The sequence below is a fragment of the Corynebacterium sp. MSK019 genome, assembly GCF_030232425.1.
Classification (GTDB): Bacteria; Actinomycetota; Actinomycetes; order Mycobacteriales; family Mycobacteriaceae; genus Corynebacterium; species Corynebacterium jeikeium_D.
In genome coordinates this window covers 63,102-84,110 of record NZ_JASPJT010000003.1, presented here as the reverse complement: position 1 = coordinate 84,110, position 21,009 = coordinate 63,102, and the positions used below count along the sequence as shown (strand labels likewise).

20 protein-coding genes are annotated in these 21,009 nt (G+C 59.7%); 15 read left to right on the top strand and 5 right to left on the bottom strand.

Annotation, left to right across the window (positions count from 1 at the left end; genetic code table 11):
- Window position 1 precedes the first annotated feature (1 nt).
- The 4 genes from QP982_RS02875 (at window position 2) to QP982_RS02860 (ending at window position 3,687) form a co-directional block, all read left to right on the top strand.
- Window positions 2–754, top strand: a complete 753-nt coding sequence (locus tag QP982_RS02875; RefSeq protein ID WP_049172764.1) for a CoA transferase subunit A — start codon at window positions 2–4, stop codon at window positions 752–754.
- On the top strand, window positions 755–1,423 hold the full coding sequence (locus tag QP982_RS02870) for a CoA transferase subunit B (RefSeq protein WP_005509864.1): 669 nt from the start codon (window positions 755–757) through the stop codon (window positions 1,421–1,423). It begins immediately after the preceding gene.
- A 58-nt stretch (window positions 1,424–1,481) separates the two neighbouring features.
- Window positions 1,482–2,690: an acetyl-CoA C-acetyltransferase gene (locus tag QP982_RS02865; RefSeq protein WP_049172766.1), complete on the top strand. Its 1,209-nt coding sequence runs from the start codon at window positions 1,482–1,484 to the stop codon at window positions 2,688–2,690.
- A 133-nt stretch (window positions 2,691–2,823) separates the two neighbouring features.
- Window positions 2,824–3,687: an HpcH/HpaI aldolase/citrate lyase family protein gene (locus QP982_RS02860; RefSeq protein WP_284870196.1), complete on the top strand. Its 864-nt coding sequence runs from the start codon at window positions 2,824–2,826 to the stop codon at window positions 3,685–3,687.
- Here QP982_RS02860 and hypD read toward each other — a convergent pair whose 3' ends face one another.
- Both hypD and QP982_RS02850 read right to left on the bottom strand, forming a co-directional pair.
- Window positions 3,688–4,839: a hydrogenase formation protein HypD gene (gene hypD / locus QP982_RS02855; RefSeq protein WP_049193290.1), complete on the bottom strand. Its 1,152-nt coding sequence runs from the start codon at window positions 4,837–4,839 to the stop codon at window positions 3,688–3,690.
- A 16-nt stretch (window positions 4,840–4,855) separates the two neighbouring features.
- Entirely contained in the window at window positions 4,856–5,125 is a 270-nt protein-coding gene (locus QP982_RS02850) for a HypC/HybG/HupF family hydrogenase formation chaperone (protein WP_049172773.1), read from the bottom strand.
- Window positions 5,126–5,248: 123 nt separating this feature from the next.
- Here QP982_RS02850 and hypE point away from each other — a divergent pair, with 123 nt between their 5' ends.
- Window positions 5,249–6,391: a hydrogenase expression/formation protein HypE gene (gene hypE / locus QP982_RS02845; protein WP_284870194.1), complete on the top strand. Its 1,143-nt coding sequence runs from the start codon at window positions 5,249–5,251 to the stop codon at window positions 6,389–6,391.
- Here the strand turns inward: hypE and QP982_RS02840 are convergent.
- Window positions 6,388–8,808: a carbamoyltransferase HypF gene (locus tag QP982_RS02840; RefSeq protein ID WP_284870193.1), complete on the bottom strand. Its 2,421-nt coding sequence runs from the start codon at window positions 8,806–8,808 to the stop codon at window positions 6,388–6,390. The two genes, hypE and QP982_RS02840, sit on opposite strands and share 4 nt — an antisense overlap.
- Here QP982_RS02840 and QP982_RS02835 point away from each other — a divergent pair.
- The 6 genes from QP982_RS02835 (at window position 8,807) to QP982_RS02810 (ending at window position 15,284) form a co-directional block, all read left to right on the top strand.
- On the top strand, window positions 8,807–9,202 hold the full coding sequence (locus QP982_RS02835) for a hydrogenase maturation nickel metallochaperone HypA (RefSeq protein WP_049172778.1): 396 nt from the start codon (window positions 8,807–8,809) through the stop codon (window positions 9,200–9,202). The genes QP982_RS02840 and QP982_RS02835 overlap by 2 nt on opposite strands.
- Window positions 9,203–9,218: 16 nt before the next feature.
- Window positions 9,219–10,037, top strand: coding sequence for a hydrogenase nickel incorporation protein HypB (gene hypB, locus QP982_RS02830; RefSeq protein ID WP_070566216.1), 819 nt, complete (start codon window positions 9,219–9,221; stop codon window positions 10,035–10,037).
- 335 nt (window positions 10,038–10,372) lie between these two features.
- Entirely contained in the window at window positions 10,373–11,611 is a 1,239-nt protein-coding gene (locus QP982_RS02825) for a hydrogenase small subunit (RefSeq protein WP_070549734.1), read from the top strand.
- A gap of 13 nt (window positions 11,612–11,624) precedes the next feature.
- Window positions 11,625–13,373 (top strand): nickel-dependent hydrogenase large subunit, encoded by a 1,749-nt coding sequence (locus tag QP982_RS02820; RefSeq protein WP_049193295.1) that lies wholly within the window; start codon window positions 11,625–11,627, stop codon window positions 13,371–13,373.
- Window positions 13,370–14,638 (top strand): Ni/Fe-hydrogenase, b-type cytochrome subunit, encoded by a 1,269-nt coding sequence (gene cybH / locus QP982_RS02815; RefSeq protein WP_284870192.1) that lies wholly within the window; start codon window positions 13,370–13,372, stop codon window positions 14,636–14,638. The genes QP982_RS02820 and cybH overlap by 4 nt, the downstream gene beginning before the upstream one ends.
- Window positions 14,639–14,699: 61 nt before the next feature.
- Window positions 14,700–15,284, top strand: coding sequence for a hydrogenase maturation protease (locus tag QP982_RS02810; RefSeq protein ID WP_076771733.1), 585 nt, complete (start codon window positions 14,700–14,702; stop codon window positions 15,282–15,284).
- Here the strand turns inward: QP982_RS02810 and QP982_RS02805 are convergent.
- Entirely contained in the window at window positions 15,281–15,640 is a 360-nt protein-coding gene (locus QP982_RS02805; RefSeq protein WP_172954599.1) for a hydrogenase maturation nickel metallochaperone HypA/HybF, read from the bottom strand. The genes QP982_RS02810 and QP982_RS02805 overlap by 4 nt on opposite strands.
- A 40-nt stretch (window positions 15,641–15,680) precedes the next feature.
- On the opposite strand from QP982_RS02805, the gene QP982_RS02800 reads away from it, so the two are divergent.
- Both QP982_RS02800 and QP982_RS02795 read left to right on the top strand, forming a co-directional pair.
- The gene (locus QP982_RS02800; RefSeq protein ID WP_284870189.1) at window positions 15,681–17,018 is read left to right on the top strand and encodes a nickel-dependent hydrogenase large subunit; all 1,338 of its coding nucleotides are present in this window, start codon (window positions 15,681–15,683) and stop codon (window positions 17,016–17,018) included.
- A 21-nt stretch (window positions 17,019–17,039) separates the two neighbouring features.
- Window positions 17,040–17,300: a HypC/HybG/HupF family hydrogenase formation chaperone gene (locus QP982_RS02795; protein WP_016422191.1), complete on the top strand. Its 261-nt coding sequence runs from the start codon at window positions 17,040–17,042 to the stop codon at window positions 17,298–17,300.
- On the opposite strand, the gene QP982_RS02790 is transcribed toward QP982_RS02795, so the two are convergent.
- Complete coding sequence (locus QP982_RS02790; RefSeq protein ID WP_370449627.1) at window positions 17,297–18,931, bottom strand: LCP family protein; 1,635 nt, start codon at window positions 18,929–18,931, stop codon at window positions 17,297–17,299. The two genes, QP982_RS02795 and QP982_RS02790, sit on opposite strands and share 4 nt — an antisense overlap.
- 168 nt (window positions 18,932–19,099) lie before the next feature.
- Between QP982_RS02790 and rfbD the strand changes: the two genes are divergently transcribed.
- Entirely contained in the window at window positions 19,100–20,074 is a 975-nt protein-coding gene (rfbD, locus tag QP982_RS02785) for a dTDP-4-dehydrorhamnose reductase (protein ID WP_284870188.1), read from the top strand.
- A gap of 11 nt (window positions 20,075–20,085) precedes the next feature.
- On the top strand, window positions 20,086–21,009 hold the full coding sequence (locus tag QP982_RS02780) for a glycosyltransferase family 2 protein (protein WP_049193297.1): 924 nt from the start codon (window positions 20,086–20,088) through the stop codon (window positions 21,007–21,009).

Below are 21,009 nucleotides of genomic sequence, written 5' to 3'. Positions count from 1 at the left end.
AATGTCAAAAACAACTGATCAGACCGGCCGTGAGCTTGTCGCAGGCCTTGTCACTGATGGAATGACCCTGGCAGTTGGCGGCTTTGGCCTGTGTGGTGTGCCATATACCCTCATCGAAGGCGTGCGCGACTCCGGGGCAAAAGACCTCACCATCGTGTCCAACAACATGGGCATTGACGGTACTGGGCTCGGCATTCTGTTGGAGAACAAACAGGTGGCAAAGGTAGTGGCCTCCTACGTCGGCGAGAACAAGGAGTTTGCCCGCCAGTACCTCGAAGGAGAAATCGAGGTGGAGTTCACCCCTCAGGGAACTCTGGCTGAGCGGCTTCGCGCAGGGGGCGCAGGTATTCCGGCGTTCTACACCGCAACCGGCGTCGGCACGCTCGTTGCAGAGGGCAAGCCCCACGCCGACTTCGACGGGCAGACCTACGTGCAGGAGCGTGGCATCGTTGCCGACATTGGCCTGGTGCACGCCTACCACGGCGATATCGACGGCAACCTTGTCTATCGCCGGACCGCGCAGAACTTCAACCCACTGTGTGCAGCATCCGGCAGGGTGACCGTTGCGGAGGTGGAGCACTTGCTTGGCCGCGGTGAGATCGACCCGGATCTGGTGATGACTCCGGGTGTGCATATCCAGCACATCGTCCGCGGTGACGGCCGCGAGAAGCTCATTGAAAAGCGCACAACTCGGCAACGCAATACCGATTCCAGCCACGATGCCGGTGACGCGGCAGCAGGGGAGGAGATTTAAATGGCACCTGCGAAGACAATTATGGACAAGGGCTGGAGCCGTGACGAGATGGCACAGCAGGCCGCCGAAGAGCTGCGCGATGGCGACTATGTGAATCTGGGTATCGGCATTCCGACACTGGTGGCAAACCATATTCCCGAAGGTGTGCGTGTTCTGCTGCAGAGTGAAAACGGAATTTTGGGAATGGGCGCCTTCCCATATGAAGGTGAAGAGGACGCCGACCTTATCAATGCGGGTAAGCAGACCGTGACATTGGTGCCGGGCGCGGCAATCTTCGACTCCGCCACCAGCTTCGGCATGATTCGCGGCGGTGCTGTGAAAATGGCCGTGTTGGGCGCAATGGAGGTTAGCCAGTGCGGTGACCTGGCCAACTGGATGATTCCGGGAAAGATGGTAAAGGGCATGGGCGGCGCGATGGACTTAGTCGCTGGTACCCCTCGAGTGGTGGTTTTGACCGATCACGTTTCCAAAGATGGCAAACCAAAATTGGTAAAAGCCTGCGAACTGCCCCTCACAGGTGCAAAAGTAGTGAAAAGGATTATTAGCAACCTGGGAAGCTTCGATGTCGCTGATGATCACCTGGTGCTACGCAGGCTGGCACCTGGAGTGACGCTAGCCGATATCGAGGCCAACACCGAAGCCGCATACGTGGTTGACCTCGAGAATTAAATACGCAGCAATCATGGTCAGTCCACACTCATCAGATTTGACTTAGGAGAATCCATCCATGAGTAACCTTCCAGCTCCCAGCCCGAATGATGTCGTTATCCTCGCCGGTGCCCGCACCCCGCAGGGCAAGCTGCTCGGCCAGCTGGCACCGCTTACTTCCGTCGAACTCGGCGCACATGCTGTCAAGCACGCTGTCCAGCGTTCCGGCGTTGCCCCGGAAGAGGTTCAGCACGTCGTTCTGGGCCAGGTGATTCTCGCAGGTGCTGGCCAGAACCCGGCTCGACAGGTCGCCATTAAAGCAGGTCTGCCATGGAATACGACCGCTGAGATCGTTAACAAGGTCTGCCTCTCGGGCCTAAACGCTGTCATTCACGCCGCTCGCTTGATTCGTCTCGGTGATGCAGACGTCGTCGTTGCAGGCGGTCAGGAGTCCATGACGCACGCTCCGCACGTTGCACGCGGTGTTCGTCAGGGCCAGTCCTTCGGTGCGCTGAAGCTGGAGGACACCTTGGAGCGCGACGGTCTGGTCGACTCCTTCGATGGTGTGTCCATGGGTACGCTTACCGACGGTCCGAACAGCGACCTCGGCATTAGCCGCGAGCAGCAGGACGAGGTTGCGGCCGCTTCTCACCAGCGTGCGGCTAAGGCGCAGGAAGACGGTATTTTCGCGCAGGAAATCGCTCCAATCGAGATTCCGCAGCGCAAGGGTGACCCGGTAGTTGTCGACACCGACCAGGGCATTCGCCCGGAGACCACGGTGGAGACCCTGGCTAAGCTGCGCCCGGTCTTCCTGAAGGAAAACGGCACCATCACTGCCGGTAACTCCTCGCCGATTTCCGACGGTGCCGCAGCAGTTGTGCTGGCATCGCGTGCTTACGCAGAAAAGCACGGCCTGGACTACCTCGCAGTTGTGGGCAAGGCTGGCCAGACCGCAGGTCCGGATAACTCCCTGCACGCTCAGCCTGCGGACTCTTTGAAGGAGGCCCTGCGTCGCGCTGAGTGGGACGCGCAGGAGCTCGACTTCATCGAGATCAACGAGGCATTTGGTGCGGTGGCCGTCAAGTCCCTGCGTGAGCTGGACTACCCGCTGGAGAAGACCAACATCCACGGTGGCGCGATTGCCCTCGGCCATCCGATTGGCTGCTCTGGTGCCCGCCTGACTCTGACCGCTGCGATGGAGCTGAACCGTCGCGGTTCGGGTCGCGCTGGTGTGTCCCTGTGCGGTGGCGGCGGTCAGGGCGATGCGCTGCTGCTGTACCGCGACTAATCGCGAAAGGCTGAAAAACTCAGCAAGCCCGCGTTGTGGTTTCCACTCTATGGATGCCACAACGCGGGTTTTGTTGTCTCCTGGGGGAGCCCCTGCGCGAAGGTGATTCGAGTTTTCAATTAGGTTAGGAGCTATGACAGGCTTTAGCTCCCTCGATGGTGAACAGACCTTCCCTTGGCTTCCCTCTGGCCCGGCGCTACTCTTCGCCCCGGCTGACCGTCCGGAACGTTTCCAGAAAGCTGCTGAACGATCGGACATGGTCATCATTGACCTGGAAGACGGCGCTGCCGTTGACAATCACGAGCAGGCACGTGCGAACATCATCAACAATCCGCTCGACCCGGAGACGACTATTCTTCGGATCACCGGTCCCGGGACTCCGACCTTCGCGGAGGATGTCGCCTTTGCCCGTGCATGTGATTACGACATCGTCATGGTGCCCAAGATTCGAGACTCCATCCCCGCAGAGCTCGAGGGGTTGAAGATCATCGCGATGATTGAAACCCCGCAGGCCATGATTAATATCCAGCAGATTGCCACGCACCCGGACGTTGTGGGTCTGTTCTGGGGTGCCGAAGACCTGACCGCCGAACTCGGCGGGGTGTCCTCGCGGCAGAGTGTGGATGAAAACCCACGTCGCCACTACCGAGACCCGCAGCGTCTGGCGCGAGCACTTGTTCAGGTCCATGCAGCTGCAGCGGGCATTGCCGCCATTGATGCCATTCACGCTGATTTCCGGGATGAGCGTGGCCAGTATCTCGAGGCACTCGACGCAGTGGGGTGCGGATTCCTGGCTACTGCCTGTATTCACCCGGCGATGGTGCCGCCGGTGCGCAAGGCATATAAGCCGTCGGAAGCAACGCTCGCCCGCGCCCGGAAGATTGTCGATCACGCAGGTACGCACACTGGCGCCTTTCAGCTCGATGGCGAGATGATTGACGCGCCCGTCGTAAAGCAGGCGGTGGCAGCGCTCGCGCGTGCGGGAATTACGGAGTAACTAGCGGCGAGATTTCGCCAGGTTCTCGGTGACCTTCCGATCGATGCGGCCGAAGTTGTAGTACGCCGCACAGGCACCTTCGGGGGAGACCATGCAGGTGCCGATGGGGGTCGCCGGGGTGCAGGCAGTGCCGAAGACCGCGCACTGCCAGGGCTTGATGTGGCCGGTGAGCACAGAACCGCATTCGCAGGTCACGGGGTCTGGGATACGGCGCCCCGGCACCTGGAAACGACGCTCGGCGTCGAATGCCGCGTATTCCTCAGAGATGCCGAGGCCGGAGTTTTCAATCCAGCCGAGGCCACGCCACTCGAAGGTGTCGCGGAGAGAAAAGACGCGGTCCATAAGTTTCTGCGCGGTGGTGTTGCCGGAGGAGCGAACGACGCGCGCGTACTGGTTGTCCACCCGCGACTTACCGGCAGCAACGTCGCCGCTGACGAATTGATCCAGCAGCATGACGACGGCCTGGAGCACATCCAATGGCTCAAAACCGGTGACCGCCACTGGCAGATTAAACTCGCGCGGCAGGAACTCAAAGGCGTCCGTGCCGGTGGTTGTAGCCACGTGACCTGGGCCGATGAAACCATCGACCTTGGTTTCGCCGCCGTTGACGATGGCGCGCAGTGGCGGCTCGATGAGTACGTGGTTGGAAAATACGGAGAAGTTTTCCACTCCCTGCCGGCGCGCGGCCTCAATGGTCACGGCAGTCGACGGGGCGGTTGTCTCAAACCCAACGGCGAAGAAAACGACCTGCTTATCGGGGTTATCGGTGGCGATCTTCAGCGCGTCGAGAGGCGAGTAGACAAAGCGCACATCGGCGCCGCGCGCACGTGCCTGCATCAGCGACGTTTCGGACCCCGGCACGCGCATCATGTCGCCGAAGGTCGTGAAAATGACGTCTTCCTGCTGTGCCAGCCAAATGGCATCGTCGACGCGACCCATGGGGATGACGCAGACGGGGCAGCCGGGTCCGTGGATCAGCTCGATGTTTTCGGGTAGGAGGTTTTCCAAGCCGTAGCGGTAAATGGTGTGCGTGTGCCCGCCACAGACTTCCATCAGCGCGATGGGCTTTTCCAGCTTGGTGGCCTCGCGTTCAATGCGTGCGAGCAGCTTCTTCGCAGCGGCGGGGTCGCGGAATTCGTCAACGTATTTCATGGTGCCGTCCAGCCCCTCAGTTGATCTGTGACGATGAGAAGGATTCCAGCTCATCCTCGTAAGTGTCGCCGCCTAGCTGTTTGATTTGCTGGAGCGAAAGTCTGGCTTCTTCCTCGTCGATCTTGCTCATGGCGAAACCGACATGTACGAGAACCCAGTCACCGGCGGTGAGGTTCTCGTCAACAAGTAAATCGGTGGAAATCATGCGTGCGACGCCACCAATTTCCACTGTTGCACGGGCAGCATCGTGGACTTCTGTGATGACGGCAGGGACACCAAGACACATACGCTTCTCCTCGTTTGCAATACTTATCGAGACTACCATCAGAGGCAGCGAGCCTCGTTTTCGAAGGACGAGTGACGCAAGCAGTTTTGTCCGCCACCAGCTGTGAAGTTAGGGATAGTGAGCATGCAGCCGAAGAATCGTCTGAACACCAACGAAGCCAAGGTAAACACCAATATTGGTCGCGTTCGGGCACGTCCGTTCAGGCTTCTCGACGATTACGTCACCTTGCAACACGGCTCCGGTGGAAAGGCATCCGCAGCTCTGGTTGAAAAGGTCTTTTTCGACGCCTATGGCAATGAAATTCTAGGGCAGGGTGGCGACTCCGGGCTCTTCGCTGCCGATGCCGTCGTCGAGGCTGCGGCAGCTTCTGCACATGGTGGGGCGCGGTTGGCAATGTCCACCGACTCCTATGTGGTCAATCCCATCGAGTTCCCGGGCGGCGACATCGGGGATTTGGCCGTCAACGGCACGATTAACGATCTGGCGGTAGCCGGAGCCAGGCCGCTGGCGCTGACCGCATCGTTCATCCTAGAAGAGGGGCTGTCGATCGCGACTCTGCGCCGCATCGTGGCGAGTATGCGCACCGCTGCCGATGCCGCAGGGGTGAGCATCGTCGCCGGCGATACCAAGGTTGTGCCGAAGGGCGCAGGTGACCAGGTCTACATCACCACGGCCGGGGTGGGCGTGGTCCGCGGCGACTACGCCGGTGCCGCTACGGCAGGATCTGTCTACGCAAACATCGAGGCCGGAGACCGCATCCTCGTCTCCGGTCCAATTGCCGATCACGGCATGGCCGTCATGCTCGCCCGCGGCGACTTGGCTCTGGCCGCGCCTATCGAGTCCGATACCCGTGCCGTCAACGGCCTGGTCGAAGCGCTACTCGAAGCTGCCCCCGGCACTCGCTGGATGCGCGATGCCACCCGCGGCGGCCTCGGGACCGTTGCCAACGAGCTCGCCCGCGGCACCGGACTTGGTGTCGTGCTTGACGACGAATCCATTGCGGTCCGTGAAATGACCCGTGGTGCCTGCGACATGCTCGGCATCGATCCGCTCTACGTCGCCAATGAAGGCACCTTCGTCGCCGTTGTCCCCGCCGAGCAAGCCGAGGCAGCGCTCAGTGCGCTCCACGCAGCCGGAGCTTCCGAGGCTCGTGATATCGGCTCCATCGAGGACGAGCCCGCCGCTTCCGTGGTGCTGGTCACCGGATTCGGCGGCACCCGCATGGTGGACATGTTGGTCGGCGACCCGCTGCCGCGCATCTGCTAGACATCCATGCCCGTTGCCGCCAGCAGGCGGCCGGCCACCGCCTGACCAAGACTCAAGCCGCCATCGCCCGGTGGCACAATTTGATGCTGCAACAGAGTAAAGCCCTCAGCTGCAACTTCGCGCCGCAGCAGCTCCATCAACAGCGCATTATTCGCGCAACCCCCGCTGACGCCGACAACATCGGTGCCGGCTTCCTCCGCAGCCTGCACCAATCGCTTGCCGACGACACCCGCGACCCCACAGTGAAACACAAATGCGGCCTGCTCAGCGTCGGGCGATGCTACCGCCTCCCGGATAACCTCCTGGAGGGGCACTGGTCTGGTCTCTGAACTGACCGCTTCAAGCGCTTCCGCATGTGACCTCACGTAGCGAGTCGCCGCTGCCTCCAACTCCATGGCCGCTTGCGCCTCGTAGCTGATGGCCCCGCCACCGCGCCAGCGAGGAAGCAGCAGAGCTGCGGCGGCATCGAATATGCGGCCGAGAGATGAAGTTTGCACTGTGCCAACTCCCGTCGCCAACTGGCTTTCAACCAGGGTTACTTCGCGCTCGTTTGAGAGGTTGCGCAGGAGGTGGTCGTCGTCAAGCTCCCACTCGTGCGCGAGACCGAGGGCGAGCCGCCACGGGTGCGTGACGGCGCGATCGCCTCCGACCAACGGGAAAGTGGGGCAGTGCCAGGTGCGTTCCCAGGTTGTGGAACTGCGACTGAGCGTGAGGATCTCGCCGCCCCAGATGGTGCCATCGGTGCCATAGCCGGTCCCGTCGAGAGTGGCGACAACTGCATGACCCGCATTGGGGGAGAGGAGACGGTGCTCCGCGAGTAGGGAGAGCGCGTGTGCGAAGTGGTGCTGAACTGCGAGGAGTTCGATGTCGTGCTCGGCGGCGAAGCGTTCGGCGAAGGCGGTCGTGGCGTAGCCCGGATGAAGATCGCAGACGACAAGGTCCGGGGTCGCATCGCGCATGGAAAGGAGCTGGTCAACTGCTCTCTGGTAGGCCTTCTGGCTGGCCCACGAACCCATGTCGCCAATGTGCGCGGAGACGTGAGCGAGGTCCCCATGCGCGATAGCGAAAGTGTTCTTCAGCTCTCCGCCGGTCGCGAAAATGGTGGGTTGGGACGTGCTCCGGACGCTGGTGCCAGGGCCAGGGCCAGGGCCAGGGCCAGTGCCAGGGGCAGGGCCAGTGTGGCTACGAGAATCGGTGGGCGTGATTGAAACGGGGACGGGAGCGAAGCCGCGGGACCGGCGCGATGGGGCGGTGCTGATGAAAACCGAATCTTCAACGGGTACGTGGATTTCGCGGTCGTGGAGGATGAAAGCGTCGGCGATGTGACCGAGCTTCTTCAGCACGTCGGCATTGTCGGTACAGACGGGCTCGCCACTGAGGTTGCCGCTGGTGACCACGAGCGGGCGATCGCAAAGCAGCAGGTGAATGCCTGAGTACGGAAGCATAATCCCGAAGCTGTCGAGGCCCGGTGCGATGAGATTGGAAAGCGGCCCCGACCGCTGCTTCGGTGCAATCACAATCGGTGCCTCAGGGGAGTCGAGGAAACGCTTCTCCTGCTCAGTTAACTCAACCAGTTGGGCAGCGGTGTCAACAGTGGGGGCCATTACCGCTAACGGTTTGTCGGGTCGACGTTTGCGCATCCGTAGTTTCTCGCAGGCAGCGTCATTGGTGGCATCGCAGACCAGGTGAAAACCACCAATACCTTTGACGGCGAGCAGGGCGCCGTCGTCAAGCAGTGCGTGTGCGCGACGAAAGAGCGCGAGAACCTCCTCGCGGGAGGTGGCGGTGGCGGTGCCGCCTGCATCGTGCCAGCTCAGACGCGGGCCACAGTCGAAGCAGCTGATTGGCTGAGCGTGATAGCGGCGGTCGGTGGGGTCGGTGTACTCGCGCTCGCACGGGGTGCACATCGGAAAGGCCGCCATAGTGGTGCGCGGGCGGTCGTAGGGCAGTTCAGTGATGATGGACAGGCGCGGTCCGCAGTTGGTGCAGGAGATGAAAGGGTAGAGGTAGCGCGGGTTGGTAGGGTCGAAAAACTCACGGCGGCAGTCCGGGCACAGTGCAGTGTCGGGCGGAAGCAGTGCGCGGCCGGAGTAGCTGTGGCGAGAGGGCACGATGGTGAACTCGCGCTCATGGCCCAGTGTCGCGATGTGCTCGGCGGAGTGATTGATGATGCGGGCAAGCGCCGGCAGTTCGGTGAAAAGCTGGCTGCGGAAGGCAGCGAGGGCGTCCGGTGGGCCTTCTACCTCGATGAATACGCCCTGCTCATCGTTGCCACAGAAGCCGACGAGACCCGCGCGCCGGGCGATGGTGGCGACAAAAGGGCGGAATCCGACCCCCTGGACGATACCTTCGATACGCCAGCGAATGCGTTGAATACTCGTACCCATCCCCGCCCCGGTCGCGCCTGCCTTTTCCATGCATTCAACTTTACGTAAGCGGCTCGGGTCCGTTCGCACTGCTAGTTTGGAGATTGTGCACGAAGTAGCGTTGAGCATGCAGTTAGCGAAGGTTGTCACGAGAGCAGCCGAAGGTCGAACTGTACGCACTGTGCACCTGCGGATAGGCGCTCTACGGCAGGTTGTGCCAGAAACCCTTTCATACGCGTGGGATTTCGTCAGTCGCGATACCGGTTTGGGGGACGCGAAATTGGATATTGACTGGGTACCTGCGGTTGTCGAATGCGCGCACGGGCATCGCGAACAGGTGGGGCCACTCGACGGCCTGCTGTGCCCCACGTGTGGAAAGCCAGGACGCGTAATCTCGGGGGAAGAGTTCACAATCGTCGACATCGACGTCGACACGCACAAGTAGGAAAGACGGTTTTATCATGGGACGTTTCCACCGGCATGACGGCGATGACGCACACCACCATCACCACCATCATCATGACCACGACCATGACCACCATCACGGCCATGACCACGTTCATCTCGCCGATCCCGATGACACTAGCCACGGCGACCACTCGGGTTATGAAACCGGCGTGGAACGCGTGACCATCCTCGAGGACATCTTCAGCGAGAACGACCACCGCGCGGAGCATAATCGCGAGCTGCTTGCTGAGCATGGCGTGGAAGCCATCAACCTGATGAGCTCCCCGGGTTCAGGCAAGACTGCGCTGTTGGAGAAGACACTGGCGGCTGCGCAGGGAAAGCTGCGCGTCGGCATTATCGAGGGCGATATTGAGACGGCTCTCGATGCCGACCGCTTGGAGGGTTACGGGGCACAGATTTCGCTGCTGAACACGGGCAACGGATTCGGTGGTGAATGCCACTTGGACGCCCCGATGGTCTCCCGCGCGCTCGAGGGGCTGGATTTGGCCACGCTTGACCTGGTCATGATTGAAAATGTGGGAAACCTTGTCTGTCCGGCTGAGTTTGAGGTCGGCGAGACTCGCAAGGCAATGGTCTACTCCATCACCGAGGGGGAGGATAAGCCGGTCAAGTACCCGGTGATGTTCCGCTCTGTGCAGGTAGTGGTTATCAACAAGATGGACCTTGCCCCGTACCTTGACTTCGACATGGAGCTCTTCCGCGCCAACCTGGAAAAGGTCAATCCAGGCGTGAAGGTGATTGAGGTCTCCGCTAAGACCGGGGAGGGCATCGACGAATGGCTCCGTTGGGTCAACCCTGCGCTGGTTGATTAAGCGCGCGCCGGGGGCCGTCGTGAAGCAATGGGAGGCGTCACGGCATGCTTGACGACGGCTCCGTTACCCCCCCCCTCGCTTCGCTCCACCTTAGTGGGGGATAGGTGATATCCCGCTGTAATCTGTGGCGGTTTTTCACGTTCACTACCTGTACCTGGAGCTATATTTACGCAACATTTATCTTGCATATTATTTTGTTATAACCGCAGCGCAGCACCATTATTCAGGTTGTTCTTAGGTCGCTATACTTGGCCATGTATAGGCAATGGGCCTTGGTAGTTGTAAAACCTCGAAACCAATATTCCTAATAACTAAGCAGAAGGCGCAGCGAAAAAATGATTAGTGGCGCGAATTGGCAGGAAGGGACCCTCGGCGAAAACCTCGCTAGAGCTGGTGTCTCACGGCGCAGTTTCATGAAGTTTTGTGGCACTATGGCGGCAATTTTTGCCGCCGGAACTCCGAATGTCGGTGAGGCTGCGGCGCAGTCACTGACTCCCTCGGCGGAGGAAATCGCAGATAAGCTCTCGGCTGTAAAGAAGCCGAAGGTGGCTTGGCTGCAGTTGCAGGAATGTACCGGATGTATGGAATCCGTATTGCGTTCCGGAGGCACCACTGCTGAAGATGTGGTGCTGAACCTGGTTTCGATGGACTACAACGAGCTGCTCATGGCACCGTCCGGGCATGCGGCTGAAAAGGCTTTGGACGACATGAATGCCGAGGATCACATTCTGGTGGTCAATGGCTCGATTCCGACCGGCGAGAACGGTGCGTACTGCACCATTGGCGGTAAGTCGGCAGAACAGGTGCTGCTCGAGGCTGCTGAGAAGGCCACGGCAATCCTGGCCGTTGGTGCCTGCGCAGTCTGGGGTTCTGTCCAGGCTGCTAAGCCGAATCCGACCGGTGCCAAGGGTGTCGATGAGATTATCAAGGGCAAGCCGGTGATTAACGTCTCTGGTTGTCCGCCGATTGGTGAGGTGATTACGGCCACCCTGACGTACGTACTCACTTATGGCAAGACACCGGAGGTCGACGCTGAGGGGCGGCCAAAGTTTGCCTATGACCAGCGTATTCACGACTCCTGCCCGCGTCGTGCGCATTACGATGCCGGTCAGTTCGTGAAAACCTTCGACGACGAGGGCGCACGCAACGGTTGGTGCCTTTACGAGGTCGGCTGTAAGGGGCCATCCACGTTTAGCCCATGCCCAATCGTGCAGTGGAACCTTAAGTCCGGTTGGCCAATCGGTGCTGGTCACCCATGTATTGGCTGTACTGAGAAGGACTTCTTCGACCAGTTCACTCCGTTCTACGACAAGCTGCCGGGAATCCCGGGTATTGGAGTGGAGTCCAGCGTGAACAAGGTCGGCGTTGGACTGCTGGCTGCCACTGCCGCGGGTGCCGCGGTCCATGGCGGACTCACACTGGTGAAGGAACTGAAGATAAGGCGCTCCAACGGCGAAGAAAAGGTGTTGGCTGCGTTTGGTGGTGTGGAAGGCCGGAAGCCACCGATGGTCGACCTTCCTTCAAACGCACCAGGCACGCAGAGCGAGACAGCATCCGATTCGAAGGACAACTAAGGGGGCATAGGACATGGCTACGGAAAAAGTTGTAATCGACCCGATTACCCGAATCGAGGGACACCTTCGCATTGAGCTGGAACGCGAGGGAGACCAGATCAAAACCGCGTGGAGTGAGACTACTCAGTTCCGCGGTATCGAAACCATTGTGAAAAACCGCGATCCTCGCGATGTCTGGGCATTCGTTGGTCGTATCTGTGGTGTGTGCACGGGTACTCACTCGGTGGCGTCCATTGCCGCTGTCGAAGATGCCATTGGCTCGACACCGCCCCCGCAGGCACGTCGTATTCGCGACCTGGTGATTGGCTCGCAGGAGATTCACGACCACGTCGTGCACTTCTACCATCTTCACGGTCTGGACTGGATTGATGTCACGAAGGCTCTCGAGGCAGATCCGAAGAAGACCGTTGAGTTCGCGCAGTCGATCGGCTCGACGTGGAAGGGCAACAACGAAGAAACCTTCGCCCGGGTCAAGGAGACCGTGCAGGGCATTGTGGACTCCGGCCAGCTGTCCATCTTCACCGGCGGCTACTGGGGACATGAGGACTACCGCTTGCCGCCTGAGGCCAACCTGATGGCAGTGTCGCACTACCTCGACGCCTTGGCTTTCCAGCGCTCTATCATCCGCATTAACACCGTCTTCGGCGGTAAGAATCCACACCCGAACTTCCTGGTCGGAGGCATGGCGTGCTCCATCGACCCGGAACGCTCTGAGACGGTCAACCAAGTCGGCATTGATCAGATCAAGTCCTGGATCGACGAGATTGTGGAGTTCGTCAATGACTGCTTCTACCCAGATGCAGTCGCCATCATGAGCGTTTACAAGGACTACTTCGACATCGGTCGCTCCTCCGACAGCTTCCTGGCGGTAGGCATGGCCGGCGCCACTTACTCCGGCGACCCGGCTAAGTCCCGTGTCCAGACCGTGCATCCAGACATCAAGCCCGGTGTCATTCTCGACGGTGACTACACCAAGCTCCACCCATTCCAGCCGGAAAAGATCGAGGAATTCATCAACTCCGCCTGGTATACGCAGGAAGCCGGCGATGATGTCGGCCTCAAGCCGTATGACGGCGAAACAACTGTGAACTACACCGGCCCGAAGCCGCCGTACGAGTGGTTGTCGGACAATGAAAAGTACACCTGGTCGAAGGCGCCGCGTTACGACGGTCGCGCTGTTCAAGTTGGCCCGGTTGCTCGTGTGCTGTTGGCATACCTGCAGAAGGAGCCGGAGACAATGCGCCTGGTCGACGAGGTCATGGATAAGCTCGACCTGCGCATTGAGCAGATGAACTCCACTGCGGGACGCACCTACGCACGTGCTGTGGAGTCTGTGACCACCGCCAATTACTTGGCAGATCACATTTTCCCGGAGTTCGTTGAGGCCCTGAAGAACGGCGACATCGATGTCTTCGACAACAGCCGTTGGGAGCCGACCACGTGGCCGGAAAAGTGCCAGGGCGTGGGCTTCCTCGAGGTCGCTCGTGGCATGCTCAGCCACTGGGTCAAAATTGAAAATGGCAAGGTGACCAACTACCAAGCCGTGGTTCCCACCACGTGGCTGGCCGGTGGCCGTGACTCGAAGGGGCAGCTTGGCCCATACGAGCACGCGCTGGCTGGCGATGGCACACATCCGCTGGTTGATCCCGAGCAGCCGCTTGAACCACTTCGCACGATTCATTCCTTCGATCCATGTATGGCCTGCGCAGTCCACATTTTGGATCCGGCTGGTCAGGAAATGTTTAAGGTGACGACGGCATGACACCCCCAGTGAGTGAAAATCCGGAACTGCGACTAAAAGATTCCAAGGGCAACCCCCTGGTTATTGCGGTTATTGACGCACACACCAGCCACTGGTTGTCGCCATCCGAGGTCATTCAGGCCGCAGCAATTGTCCCGGACGACTCCCGCGATCCTGTCGACCTTGCGCTAAAGGTCAGCTTGCGTCGTCGTCGTGACGATCTTTTCCACCTCGACGGCACGCCACTGATGAAACTGACCCCGGATTCCTACGACCCGGCGACGCCTGACCGCCGTTACTCCATTGCCAAGGTGCACGGCCTCAACATTGCGGATCAAACGGTCGATGTCGCCATCATGCGCGGTGAATTGAATGCGGTCGTTGAGGCATCCACGATGTCCCGTGAGGAAGGCGTTCTACTTCGTCGTAACGCGAACATGCATCATGGTCGCGGGCACCGCAGCATGGGCGTCGCGCTTGCGCCCATTGACAAAGACGGAAATATCATCGGAGAGTTCATCTTCGAAGGATTCGTGGCAATGGGGCTGCGGAAACTCGACGAGGCCATTGCGGAGAACAAGAAGGGCTCCGGTTCGTGGGTTGAGGTTCACCTGTGGGGATGGGCGCTGCGCGTTCAACATTGGTTGAACCTGGCGCTGATGCTGGTGATGACCTTTACCGGCTGGTACATCATGCAGCCCTATTTGACCGAGCGTACTTATGACGGTTCGGCGGCGGGATTCGCGATGGGATATGTCCGTTTCGCGCACTTCTTAGCCGGATTCCTATGGATTGCGGTGGGGCTGTGGCGTGTCATTCTGTTGTTTGTTACCCACGACCGACAAACCCGATGGCGTGCGCTATGGCCGATTTATAACAAGCAGGATGTTAAAGACCTCTGGCACACGATGCAGTACTACCTCTTCCTGCGCAAGGAAGGGCCGTTCTACTTCGCTCACAATCCGCTGCAGCAGCTGGCGTACACCGGCATTTATGCGATGTGTTTCATCCAGATGCTCACAGGTTTGTCGCTATACGCGATGATGGATCAGTCCAACTGGTTCTTCCAGCTGTTGGCTATGCCCACGCACTGGATTGGCATCGGTTACTTCCGCCTGATTCACACAATCATCATGTACTTGATTTGGCTCTTCGCCGTCATTCACGTTTACCTGGTCATCCGCTCCGATGCGGTGCACAATCACGGTGGTCTGTCCTCGATGATTGGTGGCTCTGTCTGGCTACCGCGCGGCACGCAACCGGTTGACTCTCCACGCATTGGATAGGAGATCATTGGGTAGCGATAAGACGTCCGACGCAGCCACCGGCGCCGATACTGGAACCCCGTTGGTGACGGTTCTTGGCATCGGCAACCCCGTCATGGGCGACGACGGCATTGGTCTCGAACTGCTGAGGCGCCTCGCCCCGGAACTGGAATCTGCAGGCATGAGGCAGGCAACTCAGGCCGGAGATTCTGCGCATTTGGTCTGGTCGCCCTCTAATCTCGATGATCCTGCGAACATCGCCGGGCGAGGGGACGAATGGACGGGTGCGGTTGCCTACATCGATGGCGGCACCTGCGGTATGGAGTTGCTGCCCATCGTGCAGGAGGCCAAGAACTTATTGTTGCTCGATGCTCTCGCTGGTCCGGGGGATCCCGGTACCGTCGTCAAGCTTGTCGGTGACCAGATTCCTCGACTATTGGCGGCAAAGCTGTCCGCGCACCAGGTCGGCTTGTTGGATTTGCTCACCGCGGCGCGCCTGTTGGGGCAGGAGCCTGCGCGCGTCGGTGTGGTGGGAGTGGTCTACGAGTCGGCTGACATGGTGGTGGGGCTCAGCGACACGGCACTTGTCGGCATTGAGGAAGCGACTGAGGTTGCGCGTGAGCTCATCGACAGCTGGCTTGCCGACGAGCGCGACAGTGACGTCTAACCCTCGCCCTCAGCGCTGACCTCAATACTGGAGATTTCAAACTCGCGGCCGTGCCGCAAATCCGCAGTTGGGGTGCCGCAGACAGGGCAGGTTAGAGCATAGAATTCATCAATTTCATGCTCAGCCTCGCAGGTGGGGCAGTAGACCGTCGAGACAATGAGCTCGGCATCTAACTCGGCGCCCTCACACTGCGTCGCGGCACTGGCCACAGGCCATGCGGCGATGAGGGAATCGTAGACGACCCCGGAGCGGTCGCCCACACGCATTGACACCTTTGTCACGGTACGTCCCGGGCAGACCTCGGCAATCTTTTCCACCACGCTGGTCAACAATCCAAGCTCATGCACAGATACCATTATGGCGAAGCACTCAGCGCGAAGGAGGCGCAGGCGGACCATGTCATCCAAATCCGTTCCGGTTACCCAGCACATCCAGCTCGATGAGCTTGTTGACCCATTCGAGGCACGACTGGATGTCTATCGCGATGACAACGGCGCCATCACACAGGTGTCCTTCGACCTTTCAGGGCTGCCGCGTATCGACGGGATGCTCGTGGGCAAGCAGGCATTAGATGTGCCAGATATCACCAAGCGGCTGTGTGGCCTGTGCCCGGTTGTGCATCATCTTGCAGGTGTACGGGCGGTGGAGGACCTCTACGGGATTTCCGATATTCCCCGCACCGCACAGTTGATTCGAGAGCTGCTGGCGGCCGGGTCGACCTTGGATAATCTAGCGACCAAGTTTGTGGCCGCCGACCGCGAGGGGGCGCGGGCAATGAAGCGTGCGGGAAAAGCTCTGATGCGTGCAGCGGGGGAACCGTCGCACTTCCCGGATGTCGCCGTCCCCGGCGGTGTGCGCGCGGCAGTGGATAAGACGCTTGTTTCTGAGGCCGAAAGTGCTCTGGAGGCGCTGGCTGAGACGGCGGTAATCAAGGAAGTGGAGCTTCTTGCCGCCCCCGATGCTTCTGGTGCTTGGACGGATACTTTTGACGGTCTCGACGTCGCAGTCGTCGACGCTGACGGTGAACTTGCTCCGCTGGGAAATTACCTGGCAGTCGCGCGGCACGACACCGATACCGCAGCGCAGATTTTCCCGGCTGCTGATTGGCCTACACGTGTTCGGGAATCCCGTCCGGGCGATGCCGCTCCCAGGCCGGTGTTTGATGCCTCGAAGGAGCTGGGCAAGGATGGTTGTGAAGGTCAGCGGGCAGATTTTTACCGGGTGGGGCCGGTCTCCAGGCAGGTTGTCGTCGATAAGCGTGGAATCAGCCCACGCGACGCCCAACGCCAGCTTCTCGCCGACACCGTGGCCTGGGCGAAGCGGGTGCTTGCCGACGGGGAGCTGCTCGGCGACCATGTGTGCAATCCGAATGCTGCGACGGCGATTGAGAATGCTGACTTTGAAGGACATCGCAGTGGTGTCGGGATGATTGACGGGCCACGTGGGCTGTTAGTGCATCGTTATACGGCAGGAGCTGACGGCATCATTACGGATTGTCAGATTATGACACCGACTGCGCAGAATGAACCCTGGCTGACGCGTATGCTTACCGAGCAGCTGTGCGGTGGCGGGGAGACTGCGGGGGTCGAGAAGTCGATTTGGGCCGCTGATCCGTGCCTACCGTGTAGTTCGGCACCTGCGGGAGTGATGACATTCACGATGCAGGAACATGCCGGTGCACCTGCGGACAATATAACAACGGATAGCCCTGGTTCGGCGGACGCCCGACTGTAGTGGAGAGGACGAAGTAACACGATGTGTCTTGGAATTCCTGCCCGGGTTTTGGCAATCGCCGATGGTCCATTGCCGATGGCGACGGTGGATATGGCGGGGCAGAAGCGGCAATGCTCGGCAATGTACGTGCCTGAGCTGGTGGCAGGTGATTGGGTGTTCGTCCAGAACGGGTTCATCATGAACGTGCTGGACGAACAGGAGGCCAAGGAGGCCTTGGCCGCAATTGAGGAATATAACCTCATCGAACATGTCGCTGAGGTCTCCCCGAAGGGACGGGCCTAGTTCACGCAGGTCACGCCGGCGGCGTCGATAGCGGGGCGATCTTCCTGCGGAATTGCCCCGCCTTCCTGGCCGATGACATCGCCATTGGAACCATCTTCGACTTCAGGCGCGGGTTCGGCACCGTCGCCCGAATCAGCGGCCATTCCCTCTGATGTCAATCCCGGGCCTTCGTAGTCACCGGCAATTGTCACTGAGATGTGGTGCGGGTCGAGGTATGGATCGTGGACAATCGGTACGCCACCGAGTGCCTCAGAGATGGCCTGCGCTGCCGGATCCTCTGGGTCAGCCGCATTGATCTGGCTGGAGGCAACGCCGGCGAACTCAGCGTTGCCGACCTCGCCCTGGGTGTAGCCCTTTTCCGTTAAGAAACCTGAGACGCCGCTGGCCAAACCTTCAATGCCTGTGGCGTTGTAAACGCTGACCGTAGTTTCAGCCGCGTTGGGGTCAGCCTTCTTTTCGTCTTCTTCCTTCGCCGGAGCTTTTTCTTCCTTGGTGCCCAGCAGGGTCTCGAAGTACTTGTGAACCTGGCCCTTATCGATTGTGACCACCGACTCGCCATAGTCACCGACACCGTCAATCGAGGTCACCGGGATAGTTTCAAACTTCACGTTGCCACCACTGAGGCCCTGCATCTGGGTGGCAAATCCGGTGACATCCCAGTTGTCGTCGAGCACCACCGAACGCTGGACGGCGTTGCCCAGTTCAGACAGCTTCGCGGGATTAGACAGCGTGCCAGCGCCGAGCAGCTTATTGGTGAACGAGGCCATGAAGACCTGCTGGCGAGTAATTCGGTCGAGGTCACCGCGGGGCAGACCATGGCGCTGGCGGACGAATGAGAGCGCGTCGGCGCCCTTCAATGTCTGTGAGCCCGCTGGGAAATCTGCACCCGAGAACTCGTCGTAGACAGCCTCATTCAGACATACATCGACACCGCCGATGGCGTCGGTGAGCAGGACGAAGCCGAGCAGGCCAACTTCTGCGTAGTGGTCAACGGTGATACCGCTGAGGTCGCTAATGGTTTCAATCAGAGCTCTGCGCCCGGCCTCAGTCGAGCGACGCTCAATGTCTTCCGGCGAGGCCCCGCTTCCTGCGAGTTCTTCTTCCACCATCTGCTTTGTATTGCCGTAGACACCATTGATCTTTGTGTTGCCTAGGCGATTGGTGTGGACATAGGTATCGCGCGGAATGGAAATTGCCGTCGCTGAAGAACCATCGGCAGGAACACGAATCACAATAATCGTGTCTGTATTCGTGGCTTCTTCGTCGCCGGCACGCAGAAGCTCAACTTCTTCCGGAGTCAGCGGGTTGCCCTGGGCATCGGTGCGGGAGTCGGAGCCGACGAGCAGAATATCGGTTGCACCGTCCTTCTCACTGCCCAGACCGAAGTCGCCACCCGAACCCAAGTTGTCGGTGGTCCTACCGAGTGTCCACCAGCCAACTGCGGAAATAACCAGGATAATGGCCGAGAGCAGCACAAGCGCATTGCGCAGCATCGGCGGCCAAGCTTGGGCGGTACTCTCTGCAGAGGACGGTGGCGCTTGAATATCGCGTGCGTGACGCGCGCGTGGCGTGTGGCTGCTCAAACCGGGGCTCCTCTTAAACCGTTTTCGAAAATATAATTTGTGCTGCATGTCTGCGTGGGCATTCCACACATCGTGGAGAGCAGTAAGCAGCTGCGGAAACTACATAAACCTTAACCGTCCAACCGTGTGCGGTGGCACCTCAACACAGTGTCAATCCGTATCCGGTTGCACCTCAACACAGTGTCAATCGTATCTACGATAGTGATAAAGAAGAATATGTCTGAAATATCAGTCTCGCATTTCGCCACTCATGGACCAACCCACAGCAATTCGCGGCGTCCCATTGTCGCCATAACTGGTGCTGCTGGACAGCTGGGTACTGCGCTTCAGCGTGATTCTTTCGCCGCCGATGTTGAGGTGCTCGCTCTTACGCGGGCACAGTTGGATATCACTGATTCGGATGCTGTGGAGGCAACGCCTCTGCTTGACGACGTCGACATCATCATTAACGCGGCAGCGGCGACCGATGTCGATGGTGCAGAATCCGATCCCGGTTCGGCACACCTAATCAATGCACTCGGACCGAAGTACTTGGCGGCTCGGGCGAAAAAGGAAGACGCGTATCTCATTCACATCTCCACCGACTATGTCTTCGGTGATGTAGCAATCGATGAGATGACGGGGCAGCGCCGAGCGCTGCGAGTTGATGATTTCACCGCACCTCAGACTATGTATGGACGTACCAAGTTAGTGGGGGAGAACAATGTGCGTGATTCGGGCGCGCGTTCCGCTATTTTGCGTACGGCGTGGGTCTGGTCGGGCCCCACACAGCCAGAGGCCAAGGACTTCGTCTCCACGATGATGCGTCTGGCGGAGACGGCGACTGATGACAAGGGCAATCCGGCAATTATTAAGGTCGTTGACGATCAGCACGGCAACCCCACCTTTGTTGGTGACCTCGCCGGAGCTATCTGGGAGTTGTGCGATCGCGTGTTGTCCGAACCGAGCAGCGCACCGACCGGCACCTTCCATGTCACGGGCAGCGGTGAGTCAACATGGTTCGAAGTGGCTCGCGAAGTGTTTCGGCTCATCGGTCACGATCCACAGCGTGTGGTGGCGTGTACCAGCAGTGAGTTCCCTCGTCCGGCCCCGCGTCCGGCCTGGTCCGTGTTGGATGGTTCCGCATGGAGTGAGGTAGGTCTACATTCACTTCCGGAGTGGCAGGACACTTTGCGGGCAGTCCTGACCTAGGGTCTAGGTTTGTGAATGCAACCTCGAATTCCCCGCAACCCTCGCAGCTTCCGCTCGGTGTGGTCACCGTGACCTTTTCGCCCGGTGAGCACCTGAGCAAGCTGGTGGATTCGCTGGGCTCCGCCGCCAGTGCCTCCACGCGTCTGATCATGGCCGACAACGGCTCGACGGATGGTTCCGTGGAGAAGGAAGAAGCTCGGGCTAAGGAGACCGGAGCGGATGTTCAGCTTCTGCGCACCGGCGGCAACATTGGCTATGGCGCGGCCGCCAACCGTGGCATTGCGGAGCTGGGACGGGCTCGCCGTGCCGGTGAGATTAATCCTGACTACGTCATGCTGGTCAACCCTGACGTGGTGTTTGCCCCTGGCGCAATCGATGTTCTGTTGGAATGCGCGCAGCGCAATCCCAAAGCCGGAGCGATTGGTCCGCTGATTCGCGAGGCGGATGGCAGCGTGTACCCGTCGGCACGCGCGGTTCCTGAGCTTGTCAGCGGTATCGGACACGCGCTGCTCGCCGACATCTGGCCTACTAACCCTTTCTCACGGCGCTATCGGGATGACGCGGATATGGATCGCCAGCGACCGGCCGGCTGGTTGTCGGGCGCATGCCTGCTGCTGCGATGGGATGCGTTCGACCAGATTGATGGCTTTGATACCCGCTACTTCATGTACATGGAGGACGTGGATTTGGGCGACCGACTGGGCAAGGCTGGTTGGAGGAATATTTTCTGTCCTCGTGCAGAGATTCGTCACGCGCAGGGGCATTCTGCCAGTAAGCACCCAGAAATTACTGTAAAGGCCCATCACGAGTCGGCATACCGTTTTATGTCAGATCGCCTGCCGGGGCCGGCGCTGGCACCTGTGCGACTGGCATTGCGTTTGGGGCTGTTCCTGCGTGGCAAAGTCATAATCGCGGTCAAAAAGCGTAGGAATTAA